General features: G+C 73.6%; 19 protein-coding genes and 3 tRNA genes. 7 read left to right on the forward strand and 15 right to left on the reverse strand.

Features of this window, described 5'->3' with window-relative positions:
* Positions 1–352: 352 nt before the first annotated feature.
* Positions 353–1,690 (reverse strand): MFS transporter, encoded by a 1,338-nt coding sequence (locus ACZ6RT_RS06010; RefSeq protein ID WP_470152404.1) that lies wholly within the window; start codon positions 1,688–1,690, stop codon positions 353–355.
* Positions 1,691–1,809: 119 nt separating this feature from the next.
* Here ACZ6RT_RS06010 and ACZ6RT_RS06015 point away from each other — a divergent pair, with 119 nt between their 5' ends.
* Both ACZ6RT_RS06015 and ACZ6RT_RS06020 read left to right on the forward strand, forming a co-directional pair.
* Positions 1,810–2,496, forward strand: a complete 687-nt coding sequence (locus ACZ6RT_RS06015; protein WP_399194194.1) for a GntR family transcriptional regulator — start codon at positions 1,810–1,812, stop codon at positions 2,494–2,496.
* A 28-nt stretch (positions 2,497–2,524) separates the two neighbouring features.
* Positions 2,525–3,763 (forward strand): alpha/beta hydrolase family protein, encoded by a 1,239-nt coding sequence (locus tag ACZ6RT_RS06020; RefSeq protein WP_470152405.1) that lies wholly within the window; start codon positions 2,525–2,527, stop codon positions 3,761–3,763.
* Positions 3,764–3,893: 130 nt separating this feature from the next.
* On the opposite strand, the gene ACZ6RT_RS06025 is transcribed toward ACZ6RT_RS06020, so the two are convergent.
* Positions 3,894–4,319: an Lrp/AsnC family transcriptional regulator gene (locus ACZ6RT_RS06025; protein WP_399194335.1), complete on the reverse strand. Its 426-nt coding sequence runs from the start codon at positions 4,317–4,319 to the stop codon at positions 3,894–3,896.
* A 149-nt stretch (positions 4,320–4,468) separates the two neighbouring features.
* Here ACZ6RT_RS06025 and ACZ6RT_RS06030 point away from each other — a divergent pair, with 149 nt between their 5' ends.
* Positions 4,469–5,323: a tryptophan 2,3-dioxygenase gene (locus ACZ6RT_RS06030; RefSeq protein WP_399194190.1), complete on the forward strand. Its 855-nt coding sequence runs from the start codon at positions 4,469–4,471 to the stop codon at positions 5,321–5,323.
* A gap of 86 nt (positions 5,324–5,409) precedes the next feature.
* On the opposite strand, the gene ACZ6RT_RS06035 is transcribed toward ACZ6RT_RS06030, so the two are convergent.
* The 12 genes from ACZ6RT_RS06035 to ACZ6RT_RS06090 all read right to left on the reverse strand — a co-directional run bounded on the left by ACZ6RT_RS06035 (position 5,410) and on the right by ACZ6RT_RS06090 (position 18,958).
* Complete coding sequence (locus ACZ6RT_RS06035) at positions 5,410–6,219, reverse strand: Fpg/Nei family DNA glycosylase (protein ID WP_470152406.1); 810 nt, start codon at positions 6,217–6,219, stop codon at positions 5,410–5,412.
* A gap of 33 nt (positions 6,220–6,252) precedes the next feature.
* Positions 6,253–6,663: a DUF2809 domain-containing protein gene (locus tag ACZ6RT_RS06040; protein WP_399194186.1), complete on the reverse strand. Its 411-nt coding sequence runs from the start codon at positions 6,661–6,663 to the stop codon at positions 6,253–6,255.
* Positions 6,660–7,946 carry a M1 family metallopeptidase gene (locus ACZ6RT_RS06045; protein WP_470152407.1) on the reverse strand — a complete coding sequence of 429 codons (1,287 nt, stop codon included), beginning with the start codon at positions 7,944–7,946 and terminating at the stop codon, positions 6,660–6,662. The genes ACZ6RT_RS06040 and ACZ6RT_RS06045 overlap by 4 nt, the downstream gene beginning before the upstream one ends.
* A gap of 32 nt (positions 7,947–7,978) precedes the next feature.
* Positions 7,979–11,962, reverse strand: coding sequence for a Pls/PosA family non-ribosomal peptide synthetase (locus tag ACZ6RT_RS06050; protein WP_470152408.1), 3,984 nt, complete (start codon positions 11,960–11,962; stop codon positions 7,979–7,981).
* 165 nt (positions 11,963–12,127) lie between these two features.
* The gene (locus ACZ6RT_RS06055) at positions 12,128–13,513 is read right to left on the reverse strand and encodes an alkyl sulfatase dimerization domain-containing protein (protein ID WP_470152409.1); all 1,386 of its coding nucleotides are present in this window, start codon (positions 13,511–13,513) and stop codon (positions 12,128–12,130) included.
* A gap of 210 nt (positions 13,514–13,723) precedes the next feature.
* Positions 13,724–15,310, reverse strand: a complete 1,587-nt coding sequence (locus ACZ6RT_RS06060) for a S1 family peptidase (protein ID WP_470152410.1) — start codon at positions 15,308–15,310, stop codon at positions 13,724–13,726.
* Positions 15,311–15,560: 250 nt separating this feature from the next.
* Positions 15,561–16,886: a S1 family peptidase gene (locus tag ACZ6RT_RS06065; protein WP_470152411.1), complete on the reverse strand. Its 1,326-nt coding sequence runs from the start codon at positions 16,884–16,886 to the stop codon at positions 15,561–15,563.
* 262 nt (positions 16,887–17,148) lie between these two features.
* Entirely contained in the window at positions 17,149–17,691 is a 543-nt protein-coding gene (lepB, locus tag ACZ6RT_RS06070) for a signal peptidase I (protein ID WP_470152412.1), read from the reverse strand.
* Between the two features lie 174 nt (positions 17,692–17,865).
* Positions 17,866–17,940, reverse strand: a tRNA-Val gene (locus tag ACZ6RT_RS06075).
* Between the two features lie 16 nt (positions 17,941–17,956).
* Positions 17,957–18,027 (reverse strand) — tRNA-Cys (locus ACZ6RT_RS06080).
* Positions 18,028–18,052: 25 nt separating this feature from the next.
* A tRNA-Gly gene (locus tag ACZ6RT_RS06085) sits at positions 18,053–18,124 on the reverse strand.
* 171 nt (positions 18,125–18,295) lie between these two features.
* A complete protein-coding gene (locus ACZ6RT_RS06090) occupies positions 18,296–18,958 on the reverse strand; it encodes an amino acid-binding protein (RefSeq protein WP_399194174.1) in 663 nt (220 codons plus the stop codon).
* Between the two features lie 91 nt (positions 18,959–19,049).
* Here ACZ6RT_RS06090 and dusB point away from each other — a divergent pair, with 91 nt between their 5' ends.
* The 4 genes from dusB to ACZ6RT_RS06110 all read left to right on the forward strand — a co-directional run bounded on the left by dusB (position 19,050) and on the right by ACZ6RT_RS06110 (position 24,370).
* A complete protein-coding gene (gene dusB / locus ACZ6RT_RS06095) occupies positions 19,050–20,171 on the forward strand; it encodes a tRNA dihydrouridine synthase DusB (protein WP_470152413.1) in 1,122 nt (373 codons plus the stop codon).
* A gap of 241 nt (positions 20,172–20,412) precedes the next feature.
* Positions 20,413–22,335 (forward strand): TRAP transporter permease, encoded by a 1,923-nt coding sequence (locus ACZ6RT_RS06100; protein WP_399194170.1) that lies wholly within the window; start codon positions 20,413–20,415, stop codon positions 22,333–22,335.
* The gene (locus ACZ6RT_RS06105) at positions 22,332–23,324 is read left to right on the forward strand and encodes a TAXI family TRAP transporter solute-binding subunit (RefSeq protein WP_470152414.1); all 993 of its coding nucleotides are present in this window, start codon (positions 22,332–22,334) and stop codon (positions 23,322–23,324) included. Before ACZ6RT_RS06100 ends, ACZ6RT_RS06105 begins: the two co-directional genes overlap by 4 nt.
* A gap of 83 nt (positions 23,325–23,407) precedes the next feature.
* Complete coding sequence (locus ACZ6RT_RS06110; protein ID WP_399194166.1) at positions 23,408–24,370, forward strand: helix-turn-helix transcriptional regulator; 963 nt, start codon at positions 23,408–23,410, stop codon at positions 24,368–24,370.
* 80 nt (positions 24,371–24,450) lie between these two features.
* On the opposite strand, the gene ACZ6RT_RS06115 is transcribed toward ACZ6RT_RS06110, so the two are convergent.
* Positions 24,451–24,969, reverse strand: a complete 519-nt coding sequence (locus ACZ6RT_RS06115; protein ID WP_470152415.1) for a DUF2087 domain-containing protein — start codon at positions 24,967–24,969, stop codon at positions 24,451–24,453.
* Positions 24,970–24,993: the final 24 nt, after the last annotated feature.

A 24,993-nucleotide genomic window follows, 5' to 3' on the forward strand; every position in this document is an offset into this window, starting at 1 on the left:
TTTCTTTTCTGTTTCCCGCCCTTCTTTCTTTCTTTCTTTGTGTTCTCACCCTGGGGGGGGGGGTTGTCTCTCCAACCACGCCCCTTCGCTCGCCCCCCCCCCCCCCCCCCCCCCCCCCGGGCCGCTCGGGCCCCGGCTCCGAGCGGCCCGGTCCTGTGCGGCCCGCGGCTCCGAGCGGGCCGGGTCGAGGGCGGGCCGGGCGAAGGGCCGGGCGGAGGGCCGGGGGCGGTGGCATGGATGGCCGTCCTGCGCCACCGCCCGCCGGATCCCCCTTCGTGGCGGGTTCGAGGGGGTGCCGATCGCTGCCGGGAACCGTCCCGGGGTGCGGGGCCCGAGGTGTCCGGAAGCGGGGTCAGGCCTCCCGGGGAGCGGTTCCCGCGTGCTTTCCCGGGTCGCCGCCCGGGTCGCCCGCCGGGGCGGGGAGGTCGTCGTCGTTCCGCGTCCCGGGGGCCATGGCCAGGCCCACCGCGGTGACGGCGAGGGCGGTGACCACGTAGAGCGAGATGGCGAGGGTGTTGCCGAACCGGTCGAACAGCGAGATCGCGATGATCGGGGCGAGCGCGCCCCCGAAGATCCCGGCGACCTGGTAGCCCATGGAGGCGCCGCTGTAGCGCAGCCGGGTGCTGAACAGCTCGGCGATGAAGGCGGCCTGCGGGCCGTACATCGCGGCGTGGCAGGCCAGCGCCACGACCGAGGCCAGCGTGATCAGCGGGAAGGAGCGCGTGTCCAGCAGCGGGAAGAAGGCGAACACCCAGACCGCGGCCCCGAGCACGCCCGCCAGGTAGACCGGCCTGCGGCCGACCCGGTCCGACAGCCCGCCGAACAGCGGGATCAGGAAGAGCTGGAAGGCCGAGCCGATCAGCACCGCGTTCAGCGCGACCCCGCGCTCCAGCCCGAGGGGACCGGTCACGTAGGCGAGGATGTACGTCACGAAGGTGTAGAAGGCGACGTCCACCCCGATCCTGGCGAAGCCCGCGGAGATCAGCGCGCGCGGGTGGGTGCGGAGCACCTCCACCAGCGGCATCCGGGCCTTCGCACCCGCCTGCTCCACCTGGGCGAAGAGCGGGGACTCCACGATCCGCAGGCGGATCCAGAGCCCGACGACCACCAGCGCCCCCGAGAGCAGGAACGGCACCCGCCATCCCCACGACAGGAACGCCTCCTCCGGCAGGGTCGCGGACATGATGCCGAGCACGCCCGCGGCCAGCAGGTTCCCCGCGGGCACCCCGACCTGGGGCCAGCTCGCGTTGAACCCGCTCCGCCGCGGGTCGCCGTGCTCGATGGACATCAGCACGGCCCCGCCCCACTCGCCGCCCAGGCCGAGTCCCTGCACGAAGCGCAGGGTGGCCAGCAGCAGCGGGGCGGCCACCCCGATGGTGGCGTAGCCGGGCAGCAGGCCGATCAGGAAGGTCGCCGCGCCCATCAGCAGCAACGTCGCCACCAGCACGTTCTTGCGGCCGATCCGGTCGCCGAAGTGGCCGAACACGATGCCGCCGAGCGGCCGCGCGATGAAGCCGGTGGCGTAGGTGAGGAACGCCAGCAGCGTCCCGGTCAGCGGTTCGAAGGTGGGGAAGAAGAGCTTGTTGAAGACCAGCGCGGCGGCCGAGCCGTAGAGGAAGAAGTCGTACCACTCCAGGGAGGTGCCGATCAGGCCGGCCACGATGACCCGCCGTGTCTGGGATTGTGCCATCGCGTGTACTCCTTGGTACGCGGGGGAGAGGTCGCTCCGGGATGCTGCTGCCGGATGCATTCAACATAAGAATCGTTGAACAATTCGACAAGACTTTTGTTTCATGATTTCTTGAGACCGTGGAAGACGTGGCCGCCGCCCTGCGGCACGACCGGGGGCGCCTCGGGCGCAGCAGCACCGCCGAGAAGGTCGCCGACATCCTGCGGGACCGGATCGCCGACGGCTCCTTCGTCCCGGGCGAGCGGCTGTCGGAGGAGAGCATCGGCGCGGTGCTGGAGGTCTCGCGCAACACCCTTCGCGAGGCGTTCCGGCTGCTGGGGCACGAACGGCTGCTGGAGCACCGGCTCAACCGGGGGGTGTTCGTCCGGGTGCTCTCCGCCGAGGACGTGGCCGACATCTACCGGGTGCGCAGGGTCATCGAGGGCGCCGCGGTCCGCCACAGCGCGAACGTCACGCCCGCCGCCCTGGCCATGATCAAGGAGGCCGTCGCGGAGGGGACCCGCGCCGCCGAACAGGAGCGCTGGCAGGACGTCGGGACGGCCAACATCCGCTTCCACCAGAACCTCGCCGCGCTGAACGGCAGCCCGCGGCTGAACGAGACGATGCGCCAGCTGCTGGCCGAGCTGCGCCTGGTCTTCCACGTCATGAAGAACCCGCGCTCCTTCCACGAGCCCTTCGTGGCCCGCAACCTGGAGCTGGTCGAGCTCATGGAGAGCGGGCGCATCGCCGAGGCCGAACGGGCCCTGGAGAGCTACCTGAACCACGCCGAGGAACTGCTCGTACGGGCATATATCCCTGAGCCGTAATCATCGTGTGATGGGGCACAATGAGCGGATGATTCCTCCGGATCCGCACGTCCTGGTGGTCACCGGCCCCGGTCTGGTCGCCGATCTCCGCCTCCTCACCGAGGTGGCCGACCGGGAGTTCGCGGCCCTGGGCGTCACCGGGGAACTGTCCTCCGCCCCCGACCTGCCGGCCTTCCGTGCGGCCCTGGAGTCACCCGGCGTCCTGGTCGTCCTGCCGGGCCCGGACCCGCGGGCCCGCGGGCTGCGCGCCGAGCGTCCCGAGGCGGTCTGGCTCGACGTGACGCGGCCGCGGACCCCGCTCCCCGCGCCCCCTCCCGGCCCCACCGGTGCCGACGGCCCCGTCGGCACCGTCGGCGCGACCGGCGCGTACCTGCACGGCCGCGGTGTCTGGGGGCTGACCTGGGCGATCAGGCACGCCGTGCACCGGTCGCGCCACCCCGCGCACCGGGTCGCCTACGGCGACCACCCCGACCAGTGGGCCGACGTACGCCCGCCGCGCGCCGCGCAGGAGCCGTCCGCGACGGAAACGGTTCCCGGGACGCCTCCCGCGGGAACGGCGTCCGCAGGGACGGCGGCCGGGGAGGCGCCCCCGTCGGGGACGGGGCCGTCCGGCGGTGCCGGGCCGGTGCCCGTGGCGGTGCTGCTGCACGGTGGTTTCTGGCGCCCGGTCTGGGGCGCGGACCTGATGGACGCGCTCGCCGTGGACCTCGCCGGCCGGGGGTTCGCCACCTGGAACGTCGAGTACCGCCGCCCCGAGCCGCACGGCTGGGCGGCCACCACCCGGGACGTGGCGCGGGCCGTCGCCGCGGCGGCGCGGGAGGCCACCGGGCCCCTGGTGGTGATCGGCCACTCGGCGGGCGGGCAGCTCGCGCTGCGCGCCGCCGCCGACGACCACCGGATCACCCTGGCCGTCTCGCTGGCGGGGGTGCTGGACCTGGCCGAGGGCGACCGCAGGCACCTGAGCTCCGGCGCGGTGGCCGCCGCCCTGGGCGGGTCCGTCACCGAGATCCCCGAGGTCTACGCGCGCTCCGGGCCGCTGGAGCGCCTGCCGCTGGGAGTGCCCCAGCTGATCGTGCAGGGCGGCGGGGACGACCTGGACCTGGTCGACTTCGGCCGCCGCTACGCCCGGGCCGCGCGGGAGGCCGGGGACGAGGTGACCTACCTGGAGATGTCCGGCGACCACTTCGACGTCATCGACCCGGCCTCGCCGATCTGGCGGGCGACCGCCGGGGCCGTCGCCGACGTCGTGGCGGCCCGCCCGGCCTGACCCGCCGCGCCCGGTCCCGCCACGAGGTCTGCCACGAGGTCTTCCCGGTACCTGACCCGCCGCGCCCGGCCCCACCGTGGGGTCTGCCCCGGGGTCTCCCCGGCGCCCCGTCACGGCGGGCGCCGGCCGGTCACCCCGCGGAGAGCGGCCGCCAGGGCACCGGGCTGGAGAGCACCATCATGCTCGACGGGTGCCCGTACGGGGCGAGCCGGTCGATCATCTCCTCGAAGGCCGACATCGAGGTGGCGGCCACCCGGAGCAGGCAGCAGGTGTCACCGGTCACCCGGTGCACCTCCAGGATCTCCGGCCAGGCCAGCGCCTGCTCGTCGCGGAGCACGCAGCGGGGGCCGTAGCAGGACATCCTGATCAGGGCGGCCACCGCGCGCCCGGCCAGGGCCGCGTCCACCCGGGCGTGGTAGCCGGTGATCACCCCGGTCTCCTCCAGCCGCCGCACCCGCTCGGCCACCGCCGGAGCCGACAGGTGCACCCGCCGGGAGAGCTCGCTGTACGACAGCCGCGCGTCGTCCTGCAGCTCGGCCAGCAGGGCCCAGTCCATCGCGTCCACGATCACGCTCCGTCACGTCGTAACTCGATCCGCCCGATGCCTTCCGTTCCGAAGGCCCCGGTTGATAATCACCTTTCTTCCATTATTTCCGTAGTGACCGATACAGCGCACCATGGAGGTGTACAGACGAAGGAGGAGCGATGACCGGGATCAAGCAGCTCACCGAAGAGGACAGAAGGGCACGGGCCGAGGAGAACGCGGGGCTGCCGACGCTCGGCTTCGAGTCCGGGACCCCCTACGACGACTACGTGGGAACCGCCGCGCTGCACCGCCTTCAGCGCACCGTCACCGACGTCCCCGAGGAACTGGCGTTCCTGGTGACCACCCAGGTGATGGAGCTGTACTTCGGGCTGCTCCGCTCGGAGTGGCTCCTGGCGCAGCGGCAGCTCGACGACGACGACGTCGCCGCCGCGACCCTGACGATCAAGCGGACGGTCCGGCACTTCGAGGCGCTCAACGCCGCCTGGGCCTCGCTGAGCTGGATGACCCCGGCGCAGTTCAACTCCTTCCGCGACGCCCTGGGCGAGGGGTCGGGCTTCCAGTCGGCCCTCTACCGCCACGTGGAGTTCCTGCTCGGCAACAAGTCCGAGGTGCTCACCCGGCCGCACCGGCGCAACCCCGAGGCGTACCGGGAGCTCACCGAGGCGCTGCACCGGCCGAGCCTGTACGACTCGGTGCTGGCCCTGCTCGCCCGCCAGGGGTACGCGATCCCCGCGTCCGTGCTGGAGCGCGACCTGAGCGCGGAGTACGAGCCCAGCGCCGAGGTCGAGGCGGCCTGGGTCGAGGTCTACGCCGGGCCGCTCGCACCGCTGGCCGAGGCCCTGACCGACCTGGCCGAGCAGTTCTCCGACTGGCGCTACCGGCACCTGATGGCGGTACGGCGCTCGATGGGCGCCAAGCCGGGTTCCGGCGGGTCCAGCGGCCTGAGCTGGCTGGAGCGGAGCATGCGGCGGGAGATCTTCCCCGAGCTCTGGACGGCCCGCACCCTGATGTGAGACCGCGCCCGGCCGTCCACGTCCGCGCCGTCCGTGATCGCGGTCCCGGCCGCTCGGACGTGTGTGCGGGCCCCGGACGGAGGCGGTCAGCCGGTCTGGCAGGCCGGGCACCAGAAGAGGTTGCGCCCGGTGAGCACCTCGGTGCGGATCTCGGTGCCGCACAGGTGGCACGGCATGCCCGAGCGCCGGTAGACGTAGACCTCGCCGCCGTGGCCGTCGACCCGGGGCGGGCGCCCCATCGCCTCGGGCGTGTGCTCGGGCCTGACGGTGTCGATGTGACCCACCCGGACGCCGTCGGCCATGAGCGCGACCAGGTCCTCCCAGACGGCCTCCCACCGGGCCCGGGACAGGTCGCGGCCCGGCCGGGACGGGGCGATCCCCTGCCGGAACAGCGCCTCGGCCCGGTAGATGTTCCCCACGCCCGCCACGACCGACTGGTCCATCAGCAGGATCCCGATGGAGGTGCGGCTCCGGCCGATCCGCCGCCAGGCGAGCTCGGGGTCGGCGTCCGCGCGCAGCGGGTCGGGCCCCAGCCTGGCGTGCAGCTCCTTCTTCCCGGCCGGGTCGAGCAGCTCGCAGGTGTTGGGGCCGCGCAGGTCGGCGTACTCGTCGTCGCCGCTCAGGCGCAGCCGCACCATCCCGGTCGGCGCGGGAGCGGGCGATGGGCCGAAGGTGTACCTGCCGTAGATCCCCAGATGGACGTGGAGCCAGCGCTCGTCGTCGAACCCCAGCAGCAGGTGCTTGCCGTGGGCGTCGGCCTCGGTGAGCACCCGTCCGTCGATCAGCAGGGCCCCGTCGGCGAAGCGCCCCTGGGGGCTCCGCGCGCGGACCCGGTGGCCGCCGAAGGCCCGCCGGTGCTCCCGGGCCAGGCGATGGATGACGTGTCCTTCAGGCATGGTCCGGCCAGGATATGACGCGCCCGGCCGTGCTCAGGACGGGACGCCCTCCCGCTCCGCCCGGTCCCGCCGTCCCCGCGCCGCCAGGGTGTGGACCGCCGCGGCCAGGGCGGCTCCGGCCGCGTAGGCCACCAGGTCGGCCGCGACGAAGGTGCTGCCCAGCACCAGCGCGGCCACGGCGCTCGTCCGCGACAGCGCGGCCGGGACGGGCGTGAGCTGGGCCAGCTCGACCGCCCAGCTGAACGCCAGCGCGCCGAGCGCGGCCCGCACCGGGGTGATCCTGGGCCGTACGAGCACGATCAGCGCGTGCACGAGCACGGTGTAGAGGGCGTCGCCCGCGTGCTCGCCGAACGGGCCGCCGGCGACCGCGCGGACGGTCAGCCCGGCGGCCACGGTCAGGCCCGCGGCGAGCGCGGCGGCCAGGCGGGTGCGCCGGGCGCTCATGGCAGGGCGGGCAGGCGCGGCTCGCGCAGCCACCCGGTGAACAGCTCGTCCAGCGGCAGCGACGTGCGGCGCGCGGCCAGCGCGGTGAACGCCTCGGTGGTGACGTTCCCGTGCCTGTGCCCGGCCGTCCACTCCCTGAGCAGTGCGAAGAAGGAGTCGTCGCCGACGGTCCGGCGCAGGGCGTGCAGGGTGAGCGCGCCGCGCCGGTAGACGCGGTCGTCGAACAGCCGCCGCGGGCCGGGATCGGCCAGCACGAAGTCCTGGGGCAGGGCCGAGAGCCTGCGGTGCCAGCGGAGCGCGTGGTCGTCGGACGACATCCCGCCGGAGTTCTCCGACCAGATCCACTCCGCGTAGGAGGCGAACCCCTCGTGCAGCCAGATGCAGCGCCAGTCGGACACGGTCAGGCTGTTGCCGAACCACTGGTGGGCCAGCTCGTGCGCGACCAGCCGCTCCTCGCCGCGCCTGCCGTCCACGTGGTTGATCCCGAAGATCGACATGCCCTGCGCCTCGACCGGGATCTCCAGCTCGTCGCCGGTCACCACCACGGTGTAGGAGCCGAACGGGTACGGGCCGAACCGCTCGGTGAAGAGCTCCATCATCAGCTGCTGCCGGGCGAAGTCGTGGAGCACCCGCGTGGCCTGCCCGGCCGGGAAGACCAGCCGCATCCCCGGCCCGAGCTCGGCCTGCCGGTAGCGGCCGATCTGCACGCTCGCCAGGTAGGAGGCCATCGGCTCGGCCTGCTCGTACACCCACGTGGTCGTCGAGGCGGCCTGCCGCCGGGAGACCAGCTCCCCGTTGGCGATCACCTGGTACGCCGAGGCGGTGGTGACCGAGATCCGGTAGGAGGCCTTGTCGTCGGGCCGGTCGTTGCACGGGAACCACGACGGCGCCCCGATGGGCTGGCTGGCCACGATGACGCCGTCGGTCAGCTGCTCCCAGCCGAGCCCGCCCCAGTGGCTGTTCACCGGCCGCGGGGCACCGGAGTAGCGCACCTCCATGGTGAACAGACCGGCCCGCAGCGAGGCCGGTGACAGGTGGAGTTTGCCCCCGCGGTGGGTGAACCGCACCGGCGCGCCGTCGACGAGCACCGCGCCCACCCGGAAGGCGCCCAGGTCCAGGGTGAGCCGGGTGAGCGGGCGCAGGGCCACCGCCGAGATCACGGCCACGCCGCCCAGACGGTTCGGGCCCACCCGGTAGTCCAGGGTCAGGTCGTAGTGCTCCACCCGGTAGCCGTCGTCACCGTGCATGGGGAAGTACAACGGGGGGATCGTGCTCAGAACCACGCCGGCTACCTTCGTTCCACTGTCCTGTTGCGCTATCTCCGCCGGGTCCAGGCCGCGATCGGGTTGCCGAACCAGCGGGTTCCGGCGGGCACGGACTCGCCGCGCATCACCAGCGAGGCGGGCCCGACCGTGGTGTTCTCCCCGATCGTCGCCGCGGGCAGGATCACCCCGTGAGGTCCGAGGGTCGATCCGGCTCGCATGACGACACTATCGATGCTCATCACACGGTCGTGGAACAGGTGGGTCTGCAGCACGCATCCCCGGTTCACCGACACCCCGTCCCCCAGGTCGACCAGGTCCGCCTCGGGCAGCCAGTAGGTCTCGCACCACACGCCCCGGCCCACCCGGGCCCCCAGCGAGCGCAGCCACAGGTTCAGCGGGGCCGTCCCCAGCCAGTACCGGGCGAACCAGGGAGCGGCCAGCACCTCCACGAACGTGTCGGCCAGCTCGTTGCGCCACACGAACGAGCTCCACAGCGGCCGGTCGCCCACCGAGATCCGCCCCAGCAGCGCCCACTTGACCGCGCTGGCGAGCGCGGCGGCGACCACCCCGCCGCCCAGCACCCCGGCCCCGGACAGGACCGCCGCCACCGCGAAGCCGTACGTCCCGGCCAGCCACTCCAGCCACGCGGCGACGAGCACCGTCAGGGCCACCGCGCACATCACCGGCACGACACGGCACACCTCGACCGAGGCGCGGGCGACCCGCAGGCGCACCGGGGGCTCGTAGGTACGGCTCCGGTCGCCCCCCTCGGCCGCCCGGCGCAGCTCCACCGGCGGCATGCCCAGGTACGACGAGCCCGCCCTGGCCTTCTTGGGCGCCGCGGACAGCACCGCGACCAGCCCGTCCTTGGGCACCTTGCGCCCGGGGGCGGTCATCCCCGAGTTGCCGAGGAAGGCGCGCTTGCCGATCCGCACGTGGTCGACGCGGAGCCTGCCGCCCTCCAGCTCGTACGGGGCCACCATGGTGTCGTCGGCGAGGAAGGCGCCGTCGCCGACGGAGGTCATCGACGGCAGCGCCAGCACCGTCGACAGCTCCACGTCCCGGCCGACCTTCATGCCCAGGGCGCGCAGCCAGGCGGGGGTGACCGTGCTGGCGTACAGCGGGAACAGCCAGACCCGCGCCATCGACATCAGCAGGCCGGTCGCCCACGCCTGCCAGGCCGGGCGGCTGTGCACCGGATGCTGCCCGGCGTGCAGCCCGATCGAGAGCAGCCGTACCGAGACCACGATCAGCAGGGCCAGGGTGGCCATCGAGACCACCGTGGCCACCGGCACCGCGTACAGGACGGAGGCGAGCGAGGGGGCGCCGTCGCGCAGCAGCACGGCCAGGCCCGGCACCGCGGCGATCACCGGGAACAGGGAGAGCACCGCCGCGGACAGCCCGTAGACGGCCGCCCAGAGCCGCGAGCGCGGCGGCCGCCCGGCCGCCGGCGGGCGGGCCTTGCCGACCCGTCCGGCGGGCACGCCCGCCCAGCGCTCCCCGGCCGGTACCGATCGCGCGACCGCCGAACCCGGCGCGACCTGCGCGTTCTTGCCGACCTTCGCGCCGGGGAACAGGGTGGCGCGGGCGCCGACCGTGGCCGAGGCGCCGATCTTGATCTCGCCGATGTGCACCCGGTCGCCGTCGATCCAGTAACCGCTCAGGTCGGCCTCGGGTTCCACCGCCGCGCCCCTGCCCAGCTTGAGCATGCCGGTGACCGGGGGCATCGTGTGCAGGTCCGCGTCCTCGCCGATCTGGGCACCGAGCGCCCGCGCGTAGTGGGTGAGCCAGGGGGCGCAGGCCACCTCGCCCACGCCCAGCCGCTCGGAGAACCGCTCGGCGAACCAGAGCCGCAGGTGCACGCCGCCGCCCCGGGGATGGGTGCCCGGCTCCAGGCCGCGCAGCAGCAGCCGGGCACCGCCCGCGGCCAGCGCGATCCGCCCGGCCGGGCTGACGAACAGCAGCGCGCCCGCGAGCACCCACCACCAGGAGACGGCGGGCGCCCACGGAAGGCCCACCACGTTGTTCAGCGCGGCCAGCGCCACCACCCAGCGCAGCGCGCCCACCGTCAGCAGCGGCACGGTGAGCACCGCCTGCAGGACCGCGGCGCGGCGCGGCACCGGTGCGACCGTCCGGCCGGTGGTCACGATCTCCGGCGCGTCCAGCGCCGACAGGTGGGCGTCCAGCGACGGGAGCGTCGGGTTGTCGTAGACGTCGCCGACGGTGACCGCGGGGTAGCGCTCCCGCAGCGCCGCGACCAGCCGGGCCGCGGCCAGGCTGGTGCCGCCCTCGGCGAAGAAGTCGCCCTCGGCGCCGCCGAGGACGTCCGTCCAGCGGCCGGCCACCCACGCGTCGACGCCCGGCAGCGCGGCGGCCACGGAGCCCCCGGAGCCGTCGGCCCCGCCGAGATCCCCGGGCGGCGGCCAGGGCAGGGCGTCCCTGTCGATCTTCCCGGAGGTACGGGTCGGCAGGTCGTCCACGACGACGATCCTGGGGACCAGCGCGGCGGGCAGGGTCCGCCGGAGGTGTTCCGCGGCCTCCGTCCGGTCGAAGGCCCGGCCGGAGGCACGGTCGGACGCCCGGTCGGACGCCAGGCCGGGTCCCTCGGCGGGGACGACGTAGCCGACGAGCACCTGGTGCCCACCGGCGGTGGTCTTGACCGCCGCCGCGGCCCCCGCGGCCCCGGGCAGCGCCCGCAGGGCCGCGTCGACCTCGCCCAGCTCGATCCTGCGCCCGCCGAGCTTGATCTGCTCGTCCGCCCGCCCGACGAAGACCAGCCCTTCCGGCTCGGCCCGTACGAGATCTCCGCTGCGGTAGGCGCGCTCCCAGCCGAGCGCGTCCAGCGGGGCGTACTTCTCGGCGTCCTTGACCGGGTCGAGGTACCTGGCGAGCCCGACCCCGCCGATGACCAGCTCACCGGTCCCGCCCATGGCCACCGGCTCGCCGTCCCCGCCGACCACGGCCAGGTCCCAGCCCGCGAGCGGCAGCCCGATCCGCACCGGGCCCTCCCCGGTCAGGGGGGCCGCGCAGGCCACCACCGTGGCCTCGGTCGGGCCGTAGGTGTTCCACACCTCGCGTCCGGGCACGGCCAGCCGCTCGGCCAGCTCCGGCGGGCACGCCTCACCGCCGAAGATCAGCAGTCGTACGTCGTCGAGCGTCTCGACCGGCCAGAGCGCCGCCAGGGTCGGCACCGTCGACACGACCGTGATGCCCATCTCCATCAGCCACGGCCCCAGGTCCATGCCGGTGCGCACCAGCGCCCGGGGGGCCGCCACCAGGCAGCCGCCGTGCCGCCAGGCCAGCCACATCTCCTCGCAGGAGGCGTCGAACGCCACCGAGAGCCCGGCCAGCACCCGGTCACCGGGGCCGATGGGCTCCGGGAGGAGGAACAGCTCCGCCTCGGCGTCCACGAACGCCGCCGCGTTGCGGTGGGTCACCGCCACGCCCTTGGGCCGGCCGGTGGACCCGGAGGTGAAGATGATCCACGCGTCGTCCTCGGGGGTGGGGCGCTCGTCGCGGTGGTCCTCGGGGGCGGGGTACGCCGGGGACGGGACAGGGGCGTCCGCGGGGGTGGGCCGCTCGCCGGGGGCGTCCGTCCCGGAGGGGGAGGGGGCCGGTGCGGGGTGGGGCAGGATCCTGCCGCCCTCGCCGATGACCGCGCGGACCCGCGCCTCGCCGAAGACCAGTTCGGCCCGCTCGTCGGGGTCGTCGGCGTCGACCGGCACGTAGGCCGCTCCCGCGGTGAGCACCGCGACGATGGCGACGTACAGGCCGACGGTGCCCGAGGGGATCCGCACCCCGACCCGGTCGCCGCGCCCGATCCCGGCGTCCCGCAGCCGCTGGGCCATCCGTCCGGCCTCGGCCCGCAGGCCGGTGTAGTCCAGGCGGGTCCGCCCGTCGTCGAGGGCGGTCGCGTGGGGGTGACGCCGGGTCGTCTCGTCGAGGACGTCCAGCAACGTCCTGGCCCGTGGCGCGTCCGCCCCCCGGAAGAGCGCTCGCGGTGGCGCGGCGATGTCGGCCGGTGACGAACCCACGGTCTTCCCCCAGGTGGCTACGGCCCCCGATGGGCCCGGAACAGCCTACGTGTCCGGGAGGACGGCATCGCCGACGCATCGGTGTACAAAGAGTGAACGGCTCCTTTCCACTCATTGTCTCCCCTGGTCGGAGTAGAGGGGGCAGCGCCGCCTTTTCCGGCATTTTCAGGAAGAAAGCGCGGGACCGGGCCGATCCGGAGCGTCACCCCCGGCCGGGGCCTGTCCCGGGCTCGTCGTTTCTTCCGCACCGGGGGCCTCTCCGGGAAACGCGGCGCCTCCCGCGCCCGGGGCGTCGCCCCCGGCCCGGCCGCCTTCGGTGATCCTCCTGGACTCCTCGGCCGCCGAGGTGAACACCCCCCTGGCCATCAGCGACGCCTCGGACCTCGCCCTGGCGGCGAACACCTCGGCCCGGATCCCGTGCAGCGCCGTGTCGTCCGGCGCGGCCTGTACGGCCATCTCCGCCAGGTGCCCCGCCAGCCGCTCCCGCCCCGAGGCCAGCGCCCGCAGCGCCGCGTCGCCCAGCCGCCCGGCGCCCCCCGACAGCTCCGCCACGGCCGCGGCCAGCTCGGCGTCGGGCGCGGGCTTCAGGCGGGCGGGGTTGCCGTCGTACCAGCCGCCGTACAGCCGCCAGATGTTGCGCACCACGAACTCCGGCTCGTCGTAGTGCGGGCGCAGGTAGGGCCGCCCGGCCAGGTGCGCGGGCGGCCGTACGGCACGCACGATGTCGTCGAGCCGGGCGCCCTCGTTGAGCATGCCCAGGGTGCGCTCGACCATGAACTCCAGCCACTCGGCCGTCTCGGTCAGCGCCTGCTCGACCCGGTCGGCACCGAAGATCGGGGCACCGTGGCTGGGCAGCATGATCTCCGGCCGCAGCGTGACCATCCTGCGCAGGGCGACCGCCCACTCGCGCGGGTAGCGCTGCGCCTTCTGCGGGTTCCCGCAGTTGGGGGTGACCCAGATGAACAGGTCGCCCGGGAGCAGGATGCGCCGGGAGGGGATCCAGCCGACGCTCGCGTCGTCGGTCTCGCCCTTGGCGTGGAAGAGCTCGATGTGGTCGAGGGACATCTCCTCGCGGTAGGTGACGTCGGGGTGGCGGAACTCGGTGGGCCAGGTCAGGTCGGGCAGCTGGAACTGGCGCCGGTTGATCACGGCGTTGTAGCCGCCGGTCAGCGCGTACCGCTCGAACCGGGCGGCGATCGCCTCGTGCCCGATCACCGCGGGCCTGGGCCACCCCTGCTCGTCGGCCTCCGCGTCGAACGGGCCGACGCCCGAGACGTGGTCGATGTGCCCGTGGGAGTAGATCGCGGCGGTCACCGGCTCGGCGGTCCAGGCCCGCAGGTCGGCGTGGAGCCCCTCCTTGCCGAAGGGGCTGCCGGTGTCGAACAGGGTCACCTCCCCGTCCTGGCGCAGCGCGATCGTGTTGCCGAAGCCGTTGCGGAATCCGACGCCGTCGGCGACCTCCGCGAAGCCCTGCCCGGCCGGACCGGCCTGCACGATGCTGTCGGGGACCTCGCCCCGCCACACGGTGTCGGCGTACTCGGTGATGTCCATGGTGCACCGGCCTCTCCCCGGCCGCTTCCGCGGCGCTGAAGCCGATGACGCGGCCGTTCTCGGAACTCCGACGACCTGGGCATCGTAATCGATCTCCGTACGTCCCGGGAACAGCGGGACGGAAAGGCCGCCGGCGCCCTCCCGGAGGGCGCCGACGGCCGGACGCCGTCCCGCACGGCCACCGCGAGGGACGTCCCGGCCGCGCGAAGGTCACGGAGCCCGGAATCCCAGGGTGTAGGCGCCGGAGCCGGCCGTGGCGGTCACCCGGTAGCGGTAGTACCCGGCCGTGCCGGTGTGGGTGATCCTCTCGTCGGGGGCCGGGCCGTCGGCGGTGGCGACGGTCGACCAGGAGGCGCCGTTCCACTTCTGCAGGTACAGGTCGAAGTCGCCGCCCTCCGGGCCTTTCAGGCAGGCGGAGCGGGTCCCCGCGACGCTGCGCCGGTAGCGGGGCCCCCTCGGCAGGTATGCCGACCGGCCGGTCGCCAGGGTGCCGGTGGAGGTGTTCGGGAAACCGGCGCAGGTGTCCGGGGCAAGCGGCGGAACGGGGGCGGTGGTCACCAGCGCCAGGCCGTAGGTCGTCAGGATCTCGCCGACCGGCTGGAAGTAGGTGACGCCGCCGCCGACGCCGCAGCCGCCGGAGCCTCCGGAGGTGACGCCCTGGGCCTGGTCGACGGCGATGAACGCACCGCCCGAGTCGCCCGGTTCGGCGCAGGCGTCGGTACGGGTCAGGCCGAAGACGGCGCCCTGGGGGTAGGTGACGCTGGCGTCGCGCTGCCGGACGACACCGCAGTGGAAGTCGCTGGTGGAAACCGACCGGCAGACCGAGGCACCCTCGATGGCGACCCGCGCGCCGGCGACGGGCACGACGCCGCCGCCGCCGTCGTCCACCGCCGGGGTGGGCGTCCAGTTCTCGTTCACGGTGATCCAGGCGTAGTCGTCGATCGGGAAACTCGACCCCTGGAACACGCCCTGGGGTGCCCGGTTGAAGCCGTTGGTGAGACTGCCCTGCTCGCCGCAGTGACCGGCGCTGACGAAACCGCGCTCGGCCGGGTCGGTGGCGTCGATCGCGGCGAAGCCCACGGAGCAGCGGCTCGTGACGCCGATGTAGTAGGGATCCCCTCCCTTGAGGTCGTACAGGGGACGGGGGCGTTCCGAGGAGGCGACCACCACCACCTTCTCCGTGTCCATGCCCGCGGCCTTGGCGAGGTTCACGGTCGCGGTGGGCGTCGCGGACAGGACGACGATCCTGTTGCCCCTCACGTCGACGTAGCGCACGCTGCCCCCGTGCCCGTGGGACGCCATGGCCGCGTCGAGCCTCCTCTTCAGCATCGTGAGCTCGTACAGCGACGCGCCGACGACCTCGGCCCGGGCGCCCGCGGCGACGACGGCCGGGATGTCGGCGGCGCTGGTGGTGGCGACGACCAGGGCGCCGGCCGTCTTCCCGGTGAACCAGGAGCCGCCGAAGCGGGCACCCAGCCTTCTGCGCAGTTTCACCTCGACCGGTGCCAGCCGGGTCTCGTTGAGCAGCCGGGCCTGGACCTGTTCCCGGGTGAGACCGAGGTCGCGCTGGAGCGCCCGCAGCATGCCCTCCGACGGTGCCCCGGTGACCGGAGGGCCGGCCGGGCCGGCCGGGCCGGCCGGGATCCGTGCCGTCACGGCCTGCGCCGCAGCGGCCTGTGCCGCCGGAGGGCGGGCCGCGACCGGGACGGCCGCGGGGGCGAGCACGGTGGCCGCCAGGAGACATCCCGTGACGATGACGTGCCGGTGGGACATGGAGGGCCTCCCGAGGGTGCTCATGACGTGTTCCGTGAGACGGTGTGCCTCCCGCGGATCGGAGGCGGGGACGGGAGAGGTCATGGCGCCCGGAATCCCAGGGTGTAGGTGCCGGAGCCGGCCGTGGCGGTCACCCGGTAGCGGTAGTGGCCGGCCGTGCCGGTGTAGGTGAGCCGCGCGTCCGGGCTCGCGCCCTCGGAGGCGGCGACGGCCGACCAGACGGTGCCGTTCTGTTTCTCCAGGTACAGGTCGAAGTCACTGCCGTCGGGGCCGTTCAGGCAACCGGAGTGGACCCCCGTGGCGGTGGTGCGGTAGTAGACGTTCCTCGGCTCGTAGGCCGACCGTCCCGCGGCCGGCGTGCCCCTGGGGTGCCGGGATGACCGGCGCAGATGCCCGCGTCCCGTGGCGCGTCGCCCGCTCCGGTCTTCAGGACGAGACCGTAGGCGGTGAGGATCTCGCCGATCGGCTGGAAGTAGGTGACACCGCCCAGGGCGCAGTCTCCCGAACCGCCGGAGGCGATGCCCTGGGCCTGGTCGAGGGAGACGAGGGAGCCTCCCGAGTCGCCGGGTTCGGCGCAGACGGTGGTGCGGGTCAGCCCGAAGACGGTGCCCTGGGGGTAGGTGACGCTGGCGTCGCGCTGCTGGATGAGGCCGCAGTGGAAGTCGGTGGTGGAGCCGGACCGGCAGATCGAGGCGCCCTCGACGGCGGCCATGGCGCCGGTGACGACCATGGTGCTTCCCTCGCCGTTGTTCACCGTCGGCGTGGCCCTCCACCTGTCGTTGACCGCCACCCAGGAGTGGTCACTGCCGGGGAAGACCGATCCCTCGAAGACGCCCTGCTCGACGCGGTTGAAACCGGTCGTGGTGCTGCCCTTCCTGCCGCAGTGACCGGCACTGACGAAACCCTCCCGGGTTCCCCTGAGGACGGAGAAGCCGATCGAGCAGCGGCTGGTGACGCCGGTGTAGTAGGCGGTGCCGCCCACCAGGTCGTACAGCGGCCGGGGGACCTCGGTGGAGGGCAGCACGACCACCGAGGAGCGGTCCACGTCGGCCTTCGCGATGAAGGTCTGCGCCAGGCCGGGCTCGGGAGTCAGGACGACCACCTTGTTGGTCTTGATGTCGATGTAGCGCACGCTCGACACGAAGGGGTGCGGGGGCAGCGCGGCGTCGAGCCTCTGCTTGATCCTCGTGAGCTCGGCAAGCGAGGTGGAGACGACCTCCGCCTGGGCGCCGGCCTCGACGATCTGGGGGATGTCGGAGGCCGACGTGGTGGCGACCATCAGCGTGTGCGCGGTCTTCGGCCGGAGCCAGGCGCCGCCGAAGCGGGGACCGAGGCTTCTGCTCAGCCGCGCCGCGATCGGCATCAGGCGCGCCTCGTTGAGCAGGCGGGTCCTGGCCTGCGCCGGGGACAGGGCCAGGTCGCGCACGATGGCCTCCACCATGCCCGGCGGTGGTCTGAAGGCCGCGGCCACCGGGGGTGCCGGGGTTTCCGCCTCCGTCCGCGCGTTCCTGCGGGGATCGGCGCCGGCCGGAACGGCGGCCAGCGTCAGCGCGGTGGCCAGCAGGGCGCATCCGGTGGTGACGGCATGTCCGCGAGACATGAATCTTCTCTCCTCGGCCTCGGCTTTCACGGCGTGAGGGGAGGTCGCTCCGCGTCACCGGTGGACGACGGAGCACAGCCACCTTAGATCAGCCGACGCCGTTCACCGGCGCACGGGCCGTACGCCACGCGGGCCGAATCGTCCGGCGTGCGCCGACGCCTTCACCGGACCGTCCACCACGCGGGGCCGGATCGGGAACGGCGACCCCGGTGGACGGGCGGCACCCGTCCCCGCCGGGTGCCGCCGGTGATCGGGGGCCGCGCTACCCGGCGGTTCTGACGTCGATGACCGCGGTGACGTCGGTCGCGGGGACCATGCCGCCGCCCGCCTTGAGGCGGTGATTACGCGAGTCGAGGGAGATGTCCCGGTGGTCGCCCTGGACCCAGACGTGCCCCTCGGGCACGGTGAGCGGCCCGAACTCCAGGTTCGAGGCCCGCTCGTCGGCCACGTAGGGCTCGAACAGCGGCTTGCCGTCGACGATCATCCGGTGCGCCGCGTCGCAGCAGCCGACGGTGCTTCCGGGAACACCGATGACCCGTTTGATGACGTGCCCGCCCCCCAGCCCCCACGACTCCGGGAGGCGAAGGACGACGACGTCACCGGCCACCGGGGTGTACGTGCCGTCGGTCCTGGTGCCGGTGACCATCTGGCCGGCCGTCAGCGTGGGCTCCATCGCCTCGCCCGAGACCCGGTAGCTCTGCTTTCCGGTGAGCTTGGAGAACACGGGGCCGGGCAGGGCCGAACACGCGGACAGCAGCGTCAGCGCGAGAGGGACGAGGAGGATTCTCGATCTGTGGAACGACATGATCGTCCTTGGCTCGGCCCGCCGGGCGACGCACGTCCTGACACGATCCCGGACGGGGTCGGGGGCGGCGAGAGGCGGGGAAGCGGGAGGGGAGACGGCGCTGTCGGGAGGCGAAAGAGAAGGCCGCCAGGCCCTGGGATGGGGCCGTGGCGGCCGTCGAGGTGCTACGGGTGGTGGTGGACGATACAGGGATTGAACCTGTGACCTCTTCCGTGTCAGGGAAGCGCTCTCCCGCTGAGCTAATCGTCCGCATGGGAAAGACCAGAGGTGGAGACGGGATTTGAACCCGTGTAGACGGCTTTGCAGGCCGTTGCCTCGCCTCTCGGCCACTCCACCGGAGTGAGAGCCCTAGGACCCTTCGAGCGGAAGACGGGATTCGAACCCGCGACCCTCACCTTGGCAAGGTGATGCTCTACCACTGAGCCACTTCCGCGTGCTTTCCTCCGGGTTTCGTACCCGGTGGCGACGAGAGAACTCTAGCGGGTTTTCCCGGCGGTTGCGTAACCGTCCGTTCAACCGGCCGACGCCGTCCACCGGCCCGACCGAGCGTCCGGACCGGCCGACACGGTCGGCGCGACCGTCGTGATCGGCGCGGCCGGCCGGTTCACTCGGCCGGCTCCGGCGGGCGGCGCAGCTGGCGGGCGACGCCCCGCTCCACCGCGGGCAGGGTGAGGAAGATCTCCAGGATGCGGGTGAGGCGGTGCACCTCCATGCGGTGGAAGGCCGGGCCGTCGGCGCGGGCCAGCAGGAGGGTCAGCGCCAGCGGCGGCAGCGGGGCGGCGATCACGTGCAGCCCCGGGTCGAGGGTCAGGGCGGTCGGGCGGGCCGGGGTGTCGTCGGGGAAGGGCACCTGCTCGGGAGCGCGCCAGCTGGAGTGCACGATCGCGCGGGGGATGCGCTCGGTGCCGGCCGCGGCCCAGTCGGCGCTGAACAGCACGGGCATGGAGTCCAGCAGGGTGGCCAGGGCCCGGTCGCCCGCCGTGGTGATGTACTTGAGGATCTCCAGCTCGGGGTAGGTGCCCGGCGCCTCGCGGGTGCCCCACACGCCCTCGATCGTCACCCCCGGCACGCTCTCCAGCCCGTCGATCAGGGTCTGCCGGGGCGCGGAGTCGGGCCAGTAGACGGTGATGTCGTCCAGCGCCCGGCCCTCGCCGCGGTCCAGGACGACCACCTGGGTGATGTCCGCGCCCGCGACGCCGAGGACCCGGGTGACCTTCCCCAGGGAGCCCGGCTGGTCGGGCAGCGCGATCCGCAGTCGCAGGAGCATCCGGGGCCTCCCATGCCACGTCTGACTGAGCCAGGGACACCATATCCAGCGGGGATTCGTCCCGCTCGTCGCGGTGCGGTAGAAAAGCCAGGTGGAGTCCTTGAAGCTGGGATCGCTGGAGGTGTGGCCGCCGGTCGTTCTCGCGCCCATGGCCGGGATCACCAACACCGCGTTCCGCGGGCTCTGCCGCGAGCAGGGCGGCGGGCTCTTCGTCTGCGAGATGATCACGACGCGGGCGCTGGTGGAACGCAACGCCAAGACCTTCAAGATGATCAGGTTCGAGCCGGACGAGAGCCCCCGCAGCCTCCAGCTCTACGGGGTGGACCCGGTGACCGTGGGCAGGGCCGTCCGCATGATCGCCGAGGAGGACCTGGCCGACCACGTCGACCTCAACTTCGGCTGCCCGGTGCCCAAGGTCACCCGCAAGGGCGGCGGCTCCGCCCTGCCGTACAAGCGGAACCTGTTCCGGGCGATCCTGCGCGAGGCCGTGCGCAACGCCGGGACGCTGCCGGTGACCGTGAAGATGCGCAAGGGCATCGACGACGACCACCTGACCTACCTGGACGCCGGGCGGATCGCGGTGCAGGAGGGCGTCTCGGCGATCGCGCTGCACGGCAGGACCGCGATCCAGCACTACGGCGGGACGGCCGACTGGGAGGCGATCGCGCGCCTGAAGGAGAGCGTGACGGAGATCCCGGTGCTCGGCAACGGCGACATCTGGAGCGCCGCGGACGCGCGCCGCATGATGGACGAGACCGGCTGCGACGGCGTCGTGGTGGGCCGGGGCTGCCTGGGCCGCCCCTGGCTGTTCGCGGACCTGGCCGCCATGTGCGAGGGGGTCGAGAGCACCCGCCGCCCCCGGCTGGGCGAGGTCGCCGCGACCATGGACCGGCACGCCACGCTGCTGGCCGAGTGCTTCGAGAGCGAGCCGCACGCCGTGGCCGACTTCCGCAAGCACGTCGGCTGGTACCTCAAGGGCTTCACCGTGGGCTCCGACCTCCGGCGCCGGCTGGCCACCTCCGAGACCCTGGCCGGCCTGCGCGAGGGCCTGGCCGAGCTGGAGGCCGACCAGCCCTGGCCCGAGGGCGCCGACCTGCCGCGCGGCAAGACCAACCCGCGCGACCGCGTCCAGCTCCCGGCCGGCTGGCTCGACGACCCCTACGACATGGCGGTCCCCTCCGCCGACGCCGAGAACGACACCTCGGGCGGCTGACCGGCCCGGCCGTCCCGCCCGGCCGTGATCCGGCCACCGCGCGCTCGCCTGCGGACGTGCCGTGCCGCCCGGATGTCCCGTTCCGTCGTCCCGGCCGTGCCGTCAGGACGTGCCGGATCGGCCGGTACGGAGCGGCGCGCACCGCAGGTGTGACGGGAATGTGACCGCGCTCTGACGGACGGGCGTCAACGATCTCTGTACTCTGCGGTCAGAGGTCGCGGCTCACACGTGGGGACGGCGGTTGACGAGCACCACTTCAGCGGACGAGTTGATCGCGGAGTTCGACGCGGAACGGCCCGCCCGGCGCCTTTCCGGCCGGGTGGGGCAGGCCGTCACGCTGGTGGCCCTCGGCCTGTCGCTGTACGTCCTCTACCGTGCCTTCCGCGCCGGGGCCGTGCTGCCGTACCGGATGGTCTTCCTCGCGGTCGTGCTGCCCCTCACCTTCGTCTGCTACAAGCCGGGGCGGCGCGGCACCGACCGGCCGGGGGCCGTCGACTGGGTGCTCGCCGCGCTGGCCCTGGCCGCCTGCCTCTACCCGCTGGTGGTCTTCGACGACTTCATCCGGCGCGCCTTCGAGCCGACCGCCCTCGACGTGACGGCCGGGGCGGTCATCGTGCTGCTGGTGCTGGAGGGCTGCCGGCGCGCCGTCGGGTGGATCCTGCCCGCGGTCTGCGTGGCCTTCGCCGGGTACGCCTACTACGGCGGTTACCTGCCCTTCGACTGGGTCGTCGGGCACCGCGGCTACGACCTCGACCGGATCCTGGTCTCGTTCGTGATGGGCACCGACGGCGTGTACGGCGTGCCGCTGGACGTGGCGGCCACGTACATCATCCTGTTCACCGTCTACGGCGCGGTGCTCGACCACTCCGGCGCGGGACGGTTCTTCGTGGACGTCTCCATGGCCGCGTTCCGCCGCTCGCGGTCCGCGCCGGGCCGTACCGTCACCCTGGCCGGGTTCCTGCTCGGCACGGTCAGCGGCTCGGGCGTGGCGACGACGGTGAGCGTGGGCAGCGTCGCCTGGCCGATCCTGCGCCGGGCGGGCTACCCGCCCGAGCAGGGCGGGGGAGTGCTCGCGGCCGCGGGCATCGGGGCCATCCTGTCGCCCCCCACGCTGGGCGCGGCGGCGTTCATCATCGCCGAGTACATGCGGGTGAGCTACCTCACCGTGCTGCTGTACGCCACCGTCCCGACGGTCCTGTACTACCTGGGGATCTTCCTGGCCATCGAGATCGACGCCCGCCGGTACGGGACGCGGGCGGTCGAGGTGGACGCGCCGCGCCTGTGGCCGCTGGTGAGGCGGTTCGGCTACCACTTCAGCTCGCTGTTCGTGATCGTCGTCCTGATGGCGCTGGGCCAGTCGCCTTTCCGCGCCGTGGTGTACGCCACCCTGCTGGCCTTCGCGCTCTCCTTCCTCGACCGCGAGCACGCCCTGACCCCCCGCAGGGCGGCGCGGGCCCTGGCCGCCGGGACGACCGGGGTGCTGCCGGTCGCGGTGACCTGCGCGGCGGCCGGTCTGATCGTCGCCGTCGTCACCCTCACCGGGCTGGGCCTCAAGGCGAGCTCGCTGATCGTCGGGGCCTCGGGCGGGAACCTCGCGGTCACCGCGCTGCTGTGCGCGGTCGCGGTGCTCGTGCTCGGCCTGGCCGTGCCGGTGACCGCGTCGTTCGTCATCGCGGCCGTCATCATCGGGCCAGCCCTGATGGACCTGGGCGTCAGCCAGGCCGAGGCGTACATGTTCATCTTCTACTACGCCGTGCTGTCGGAGGTCAGCCCGCCCACGGCGCTGTCGGCCTTCGCGGCCTCGGCCATCACCGGGGGCGACGCCTACCGGACCATGACGGCCACCTGGAAGTACACGCTGCCGGCGTTCCTGGTCCCGTTCGCCTTCGTGCTGACCCCGGGCGGGGCCGCCCTGCTGGCCCAGGGCACGCTCGGCGAGGTCCTCGTGGCCACCGCGGTCTCGGCGCTGGCGGTCGCCGCGCTGGCCGCGGCCACCGGTGGGCGGCTGCTCGGCCCGGCCGGGCCCGCCGAGCGGGTGCTGTGCGCGGTGGCGGCGGTGCTGCTGCTGTTCCTGTCGCCGCTGCCCGTGCTGGCGGGGGCGGGGCTGCTGGTCCTGGCCGTTCTCCTCCATCTGGTGACGCGACAACGAGAGGCGAAGCGATGACCGTCAAACGAGTGGCCGCCGTGCTGGCGGCGGGGGCGCTGATGCTCGGCGGATTCCTGGTCGGCTGCGGTGGCGACCGGTCGGCCGAGCGGGCCGCGCCGGGCGGCGACGGCTCCACCGCGGCGGGCAGGCGGCTGTCGATCGCCACCGGGAACACCACCGGCGTCTACTACGTCCTCGGCGGCGGGCTGGCCGACCAGATCGGCAAGCACCTGCCCGGTCACCAGGCCACCGCCGAGGCGACCGGCGCCTCGGTGGAGAACGTGCAGCGGGTCGTCAGGGGCGACTCCGACATCGCCTTCACCCTGGCCGACACCGCCGCAGACGCGGTCGCGGGCAAGGGGGCCTTCACCGCGCCCCAGCCGATCCGCGCCCTGGCCCGCCTCTACGACAACTCCACCCAGGTGGTCGCCACCACCGCCTCCGGCGTGAGGTCGATCGCCGACCTCAAGGGCAAGCGCGTCTCCACCGGCTCGCCCAACTCCGGGACCGAGGTGATCGCGCTGCGCCTGCTGAAGGCGGCCGGGCTCGACCCGGAGGCGGACGTCACCCGCCAGTCGCTCGGCCTGCCCGAGAGCGTGCAGGCCCTCAAGGACGGCGACCTCGACGCGCTGGTCTGGTCGGGCGGCCTGCCGACGCCGGGCATCACCGACCTGCTGACCTCCCTGAAGGAGAAGGTCGCCTTCGTGCCGCTGGACACGGTGCTGCCCGCCATGCAGGCCGAGCACGGCCGGGTGTACGCCGCGGGCACGATCGCCAAGGACGTCTACGGCACCCCGGCCGACGTGCCCACCATCTCGGTGCCCAACCTGCTCGTGGTGAACGAGACGATGGATCCCGCCCTGGCCGAGAGCCTGACGAGACTGATCTTCGACCGCAAGGCCGACCTGGAGAAGGTGCACCCGGCGGCCAAGGACATCACCCGCGACAACGCTCCCGAGGCCGACCCGGTGCCGCTGCACGACGGCGCGAAGAAGTACTACGGCTGATCCCCGCCCCTTCCCGTCCCGTCCGGTCGCGCCGGGGCCGATCGAGGTCGGTTCCCGGCCGCGATCGGTGGCATCGTGGGGACATGGCCGACACCACGGGACGGGTGCTGAAGCTGCTGTCGCTGCTGCAGGCGCACCGGGAGTGGCCGGGGCCCGAGCTCGCCGGCCGGCTGGGGGTCAGCGCGCGCACGCTCAGGCGTGACGTCGACCGCCTGCGCGAGCTGGGCTATCCGGTGAGCGCGACCCCCGGACCGGCCGGGGGGTACCGGCTGGAGGCGGGCGCCGCGATGCCGCCGCTGCTCCTCGACGACGAGGAGGCCGTCGCCATCGCGGTGGGCCTGCGCACGGCGGCGAGCGGCACGGTGGCCGGGATCGAGGAGACCTCGGTCCGGGCCCTGGCCAAGCTGGAACAGGTCCTGCCCTCCCGGCTGCGCCTGCGCGTGCACACCCTGCAGTCGCAGACGCAGCCCGTGGCGCCGATCGGGGCCGCGCCCACCGTGGAGGCGGCCACCCTGACGCTGCTGGCCCAGACCTGCAGGGACCGCGAGCGGATCCGCTTCGGCTACCGCCGCCGCGACGGGCTCCGGAGCGACCGCGTCGCCGAACCGTACCGGCTGGCCTCCACCGGGCGGCGCTGGTACCTGGTGGCCTGGGACGTCGGCAGGCAGGACTGGCGGACCTACCGGGTGGACCGGCTGACCGACCCGCGGGGCACGGGTGTGCGCTTCCCGCCGCGCGAGCCGCCCCCCGGCCACGTCGAGGAGTCGATCACGGCCCCCCTGAGCCGTCACCGGGCGGTGGTCGTCGTGCACGCGCCGTCGGCCGTGGTCGCCGAGCGCTTCTCGGGGCCCGGCTGGGTGCTGGAGGAGCTGGACGAGCACAGCTGCCTGCTGCGCACCGGCGACGACTCGCTGGAGTGGCTGGCGCTCAGCATCGGCCTGCTCGGCCTGGACTTCACCGTGCGGGAGCCGCCCGAGCTGGTCGAGCACATCAGGACGCTGGCCGCCCGCCTGCGGGCCTCCACGGAGCCCGCGGCGGACCGGTGACGGCCGGTGGAGGTCCGCTGACCCGGCTGAGCCTCCACCGCACGGGCCTCGAAGGGCGCCGTCAGCGGGCGGTGAGGCCGTCAGGGCTCGACGGAGCCGCCGCTGCGCCAGTAGACGTTGTTCTCCCGGCTGAGCATGCCCTCGTCGACCAGGTAGCGGCGCAGCGCCGCGTAGTCGTCGTGGAAGGCGCGCAGCGCGACGTTGACGTCCTTCTCGGAGTAGCGCACCCCCGGCTCGAAGACCTGGACCACGTAGTCGAGCACGACGAGCTGCTTGTCGCGCTTGCTGGGGATCGCCCGCAGCCGTCCCTCGACGAGGAAGGACTGCAGCACCTTCTCCTGCTGGGAGACCGGGGCCGCGGGCCTGGCCGTGGCGTGCAGCAGCTCGCGGAACCGCTCCCGGCGCACCTTCCAGCGGCCGTCCTCGTCCGGGACGGCCAGCCCGCCGCGCTCCAGGCGGTCCAGCGCGCGTCTCAGCGCCTCCCGCTCCAGGCCGGAGTCCCTCTCGGGCTCGCCCTCCAGCACCAGCGCCGCCAGCACCCGCAGCGTGTCCTCCTGGTACAGCAGGCCGAGCACCTGCCTGATCGCCTCGTCGCTCATCCCGTCATTCTCCCGGGTCCCGGG

This window comes from Streptosporangium sp. NPDC050148, from assembly GCF_055586505.1.

What these genes read in the sequence shown, in the direction of transcription:
- ACZ6RT_RS06010 (WP_470152404.1), bottom strand. Translation starts at nt 1,690, where the DNA reads ATGGCACAATCCCAGACACGGCGGGTCATCGTGGCCGGCCTGATCGGC.
- ACZ6RT_RS06020 (WP_470152405.1), top strand. Translation starts at nt 2,525, where the DNA reads ATGATTCCTCCGGATCCGCACGTCCTGGTGGTCACCGGCCCCGGTCTG.
- ACZ6RT_RS06025 (WP_399194335.1), bottom strand. Translation starts at nt 4,319, where the DNA reads ATGGACTGGGCCCTGCTGGCCGAGCTGCAGGACGACGCGCGGCTGTCG.
- ACZ6RT_RS06030 (WP_399194190.1), top strand. Translation starts at nt 4,469, where the DNA reads ATGACCGGGATCAAGCAGCTCACCGAAGAGGACAGAAGGGCACGGGCC.
- ACZ6RT_RS06035 (WP_470152406.1), bottom strand. Translation starts at nt 6,219, where the DNA reads ATGCCTGAAGGACACGTCATCCATCGCCTGGCCCGGGAGCACCGGCGG.
- ACZ6RT_RS06040 (WP_399194186.1), bottom strand. Translation starts at nt 6,663, where the DNA reads ATGAGCGCCCGGCGCACCCGCCTGGCCGCCGCGCTCGCCGCGGGCCTG.
- ACZ6RT_RS06055 (WP_470152409.1), bottom strand. Translation starts at nt 13,513, where the DNA reads ATGGACATCACCGAGTACGCCGACACCGTGTGGCGGGGCGAGGTCCCC.
- ACZ6RT_RS06060 (WP_470152410.1), bottom strand. Translation starts at nt 15,310, where the DNA reads ATGAGCACCCTCGGGAGGCCCTCCATGTCCCACCGGCACGTCATCGTC.
- ACZ6RT_RS06065 (WP_470152411.1), bottom strand. Translation starts at nt 16,886, where the DNA reads ATGTCTCGCGGACATGCCGTCACCACCGGATGCGCCCTGCTGGCCACC.
- lepB (WP_470152412.1), bottom strand. Translation starts at nt 17,691, where the DNA reads ATGTCGTTCCACAGATCGAGAATCCTCCTCGTCCCTCTCGCGCTGACG.
- ACZ6RT_RS06090 (WP_399194174.1), bottom strand. Translation starts at nt 18,958, where the DNA reads ATGCTCCTGCGACTGCGGATCGCGCTGCCCGACCAGCCGGGCTCCCTG.
- ACZ6RT_RS06105 (WP_470152414.1), top strand. Translation starts at nt 22,332, where the DNA reads ATGACCGTCAAACGAGTGGCCGCCGTGCTGGCGGCGGGGGCGCTGATG.
- ACZ6RT_RS06110 (WP_399194166.1), top strand. Translation starts at nt 23,408, where the DNA reads ATGGCCGACACCACGGGACGGGTGCTGAAGCTGCTGTCGCTGCTGCAG.
- ACZ6RT_RS06115 (WP_470152415.1), bottom strand. Translation starts at nt 24,969, where the DNA reads ATGAGCGACGAGGCGATCAGGCAGGTGCTCGGCCTGCTGTACCAGGAG.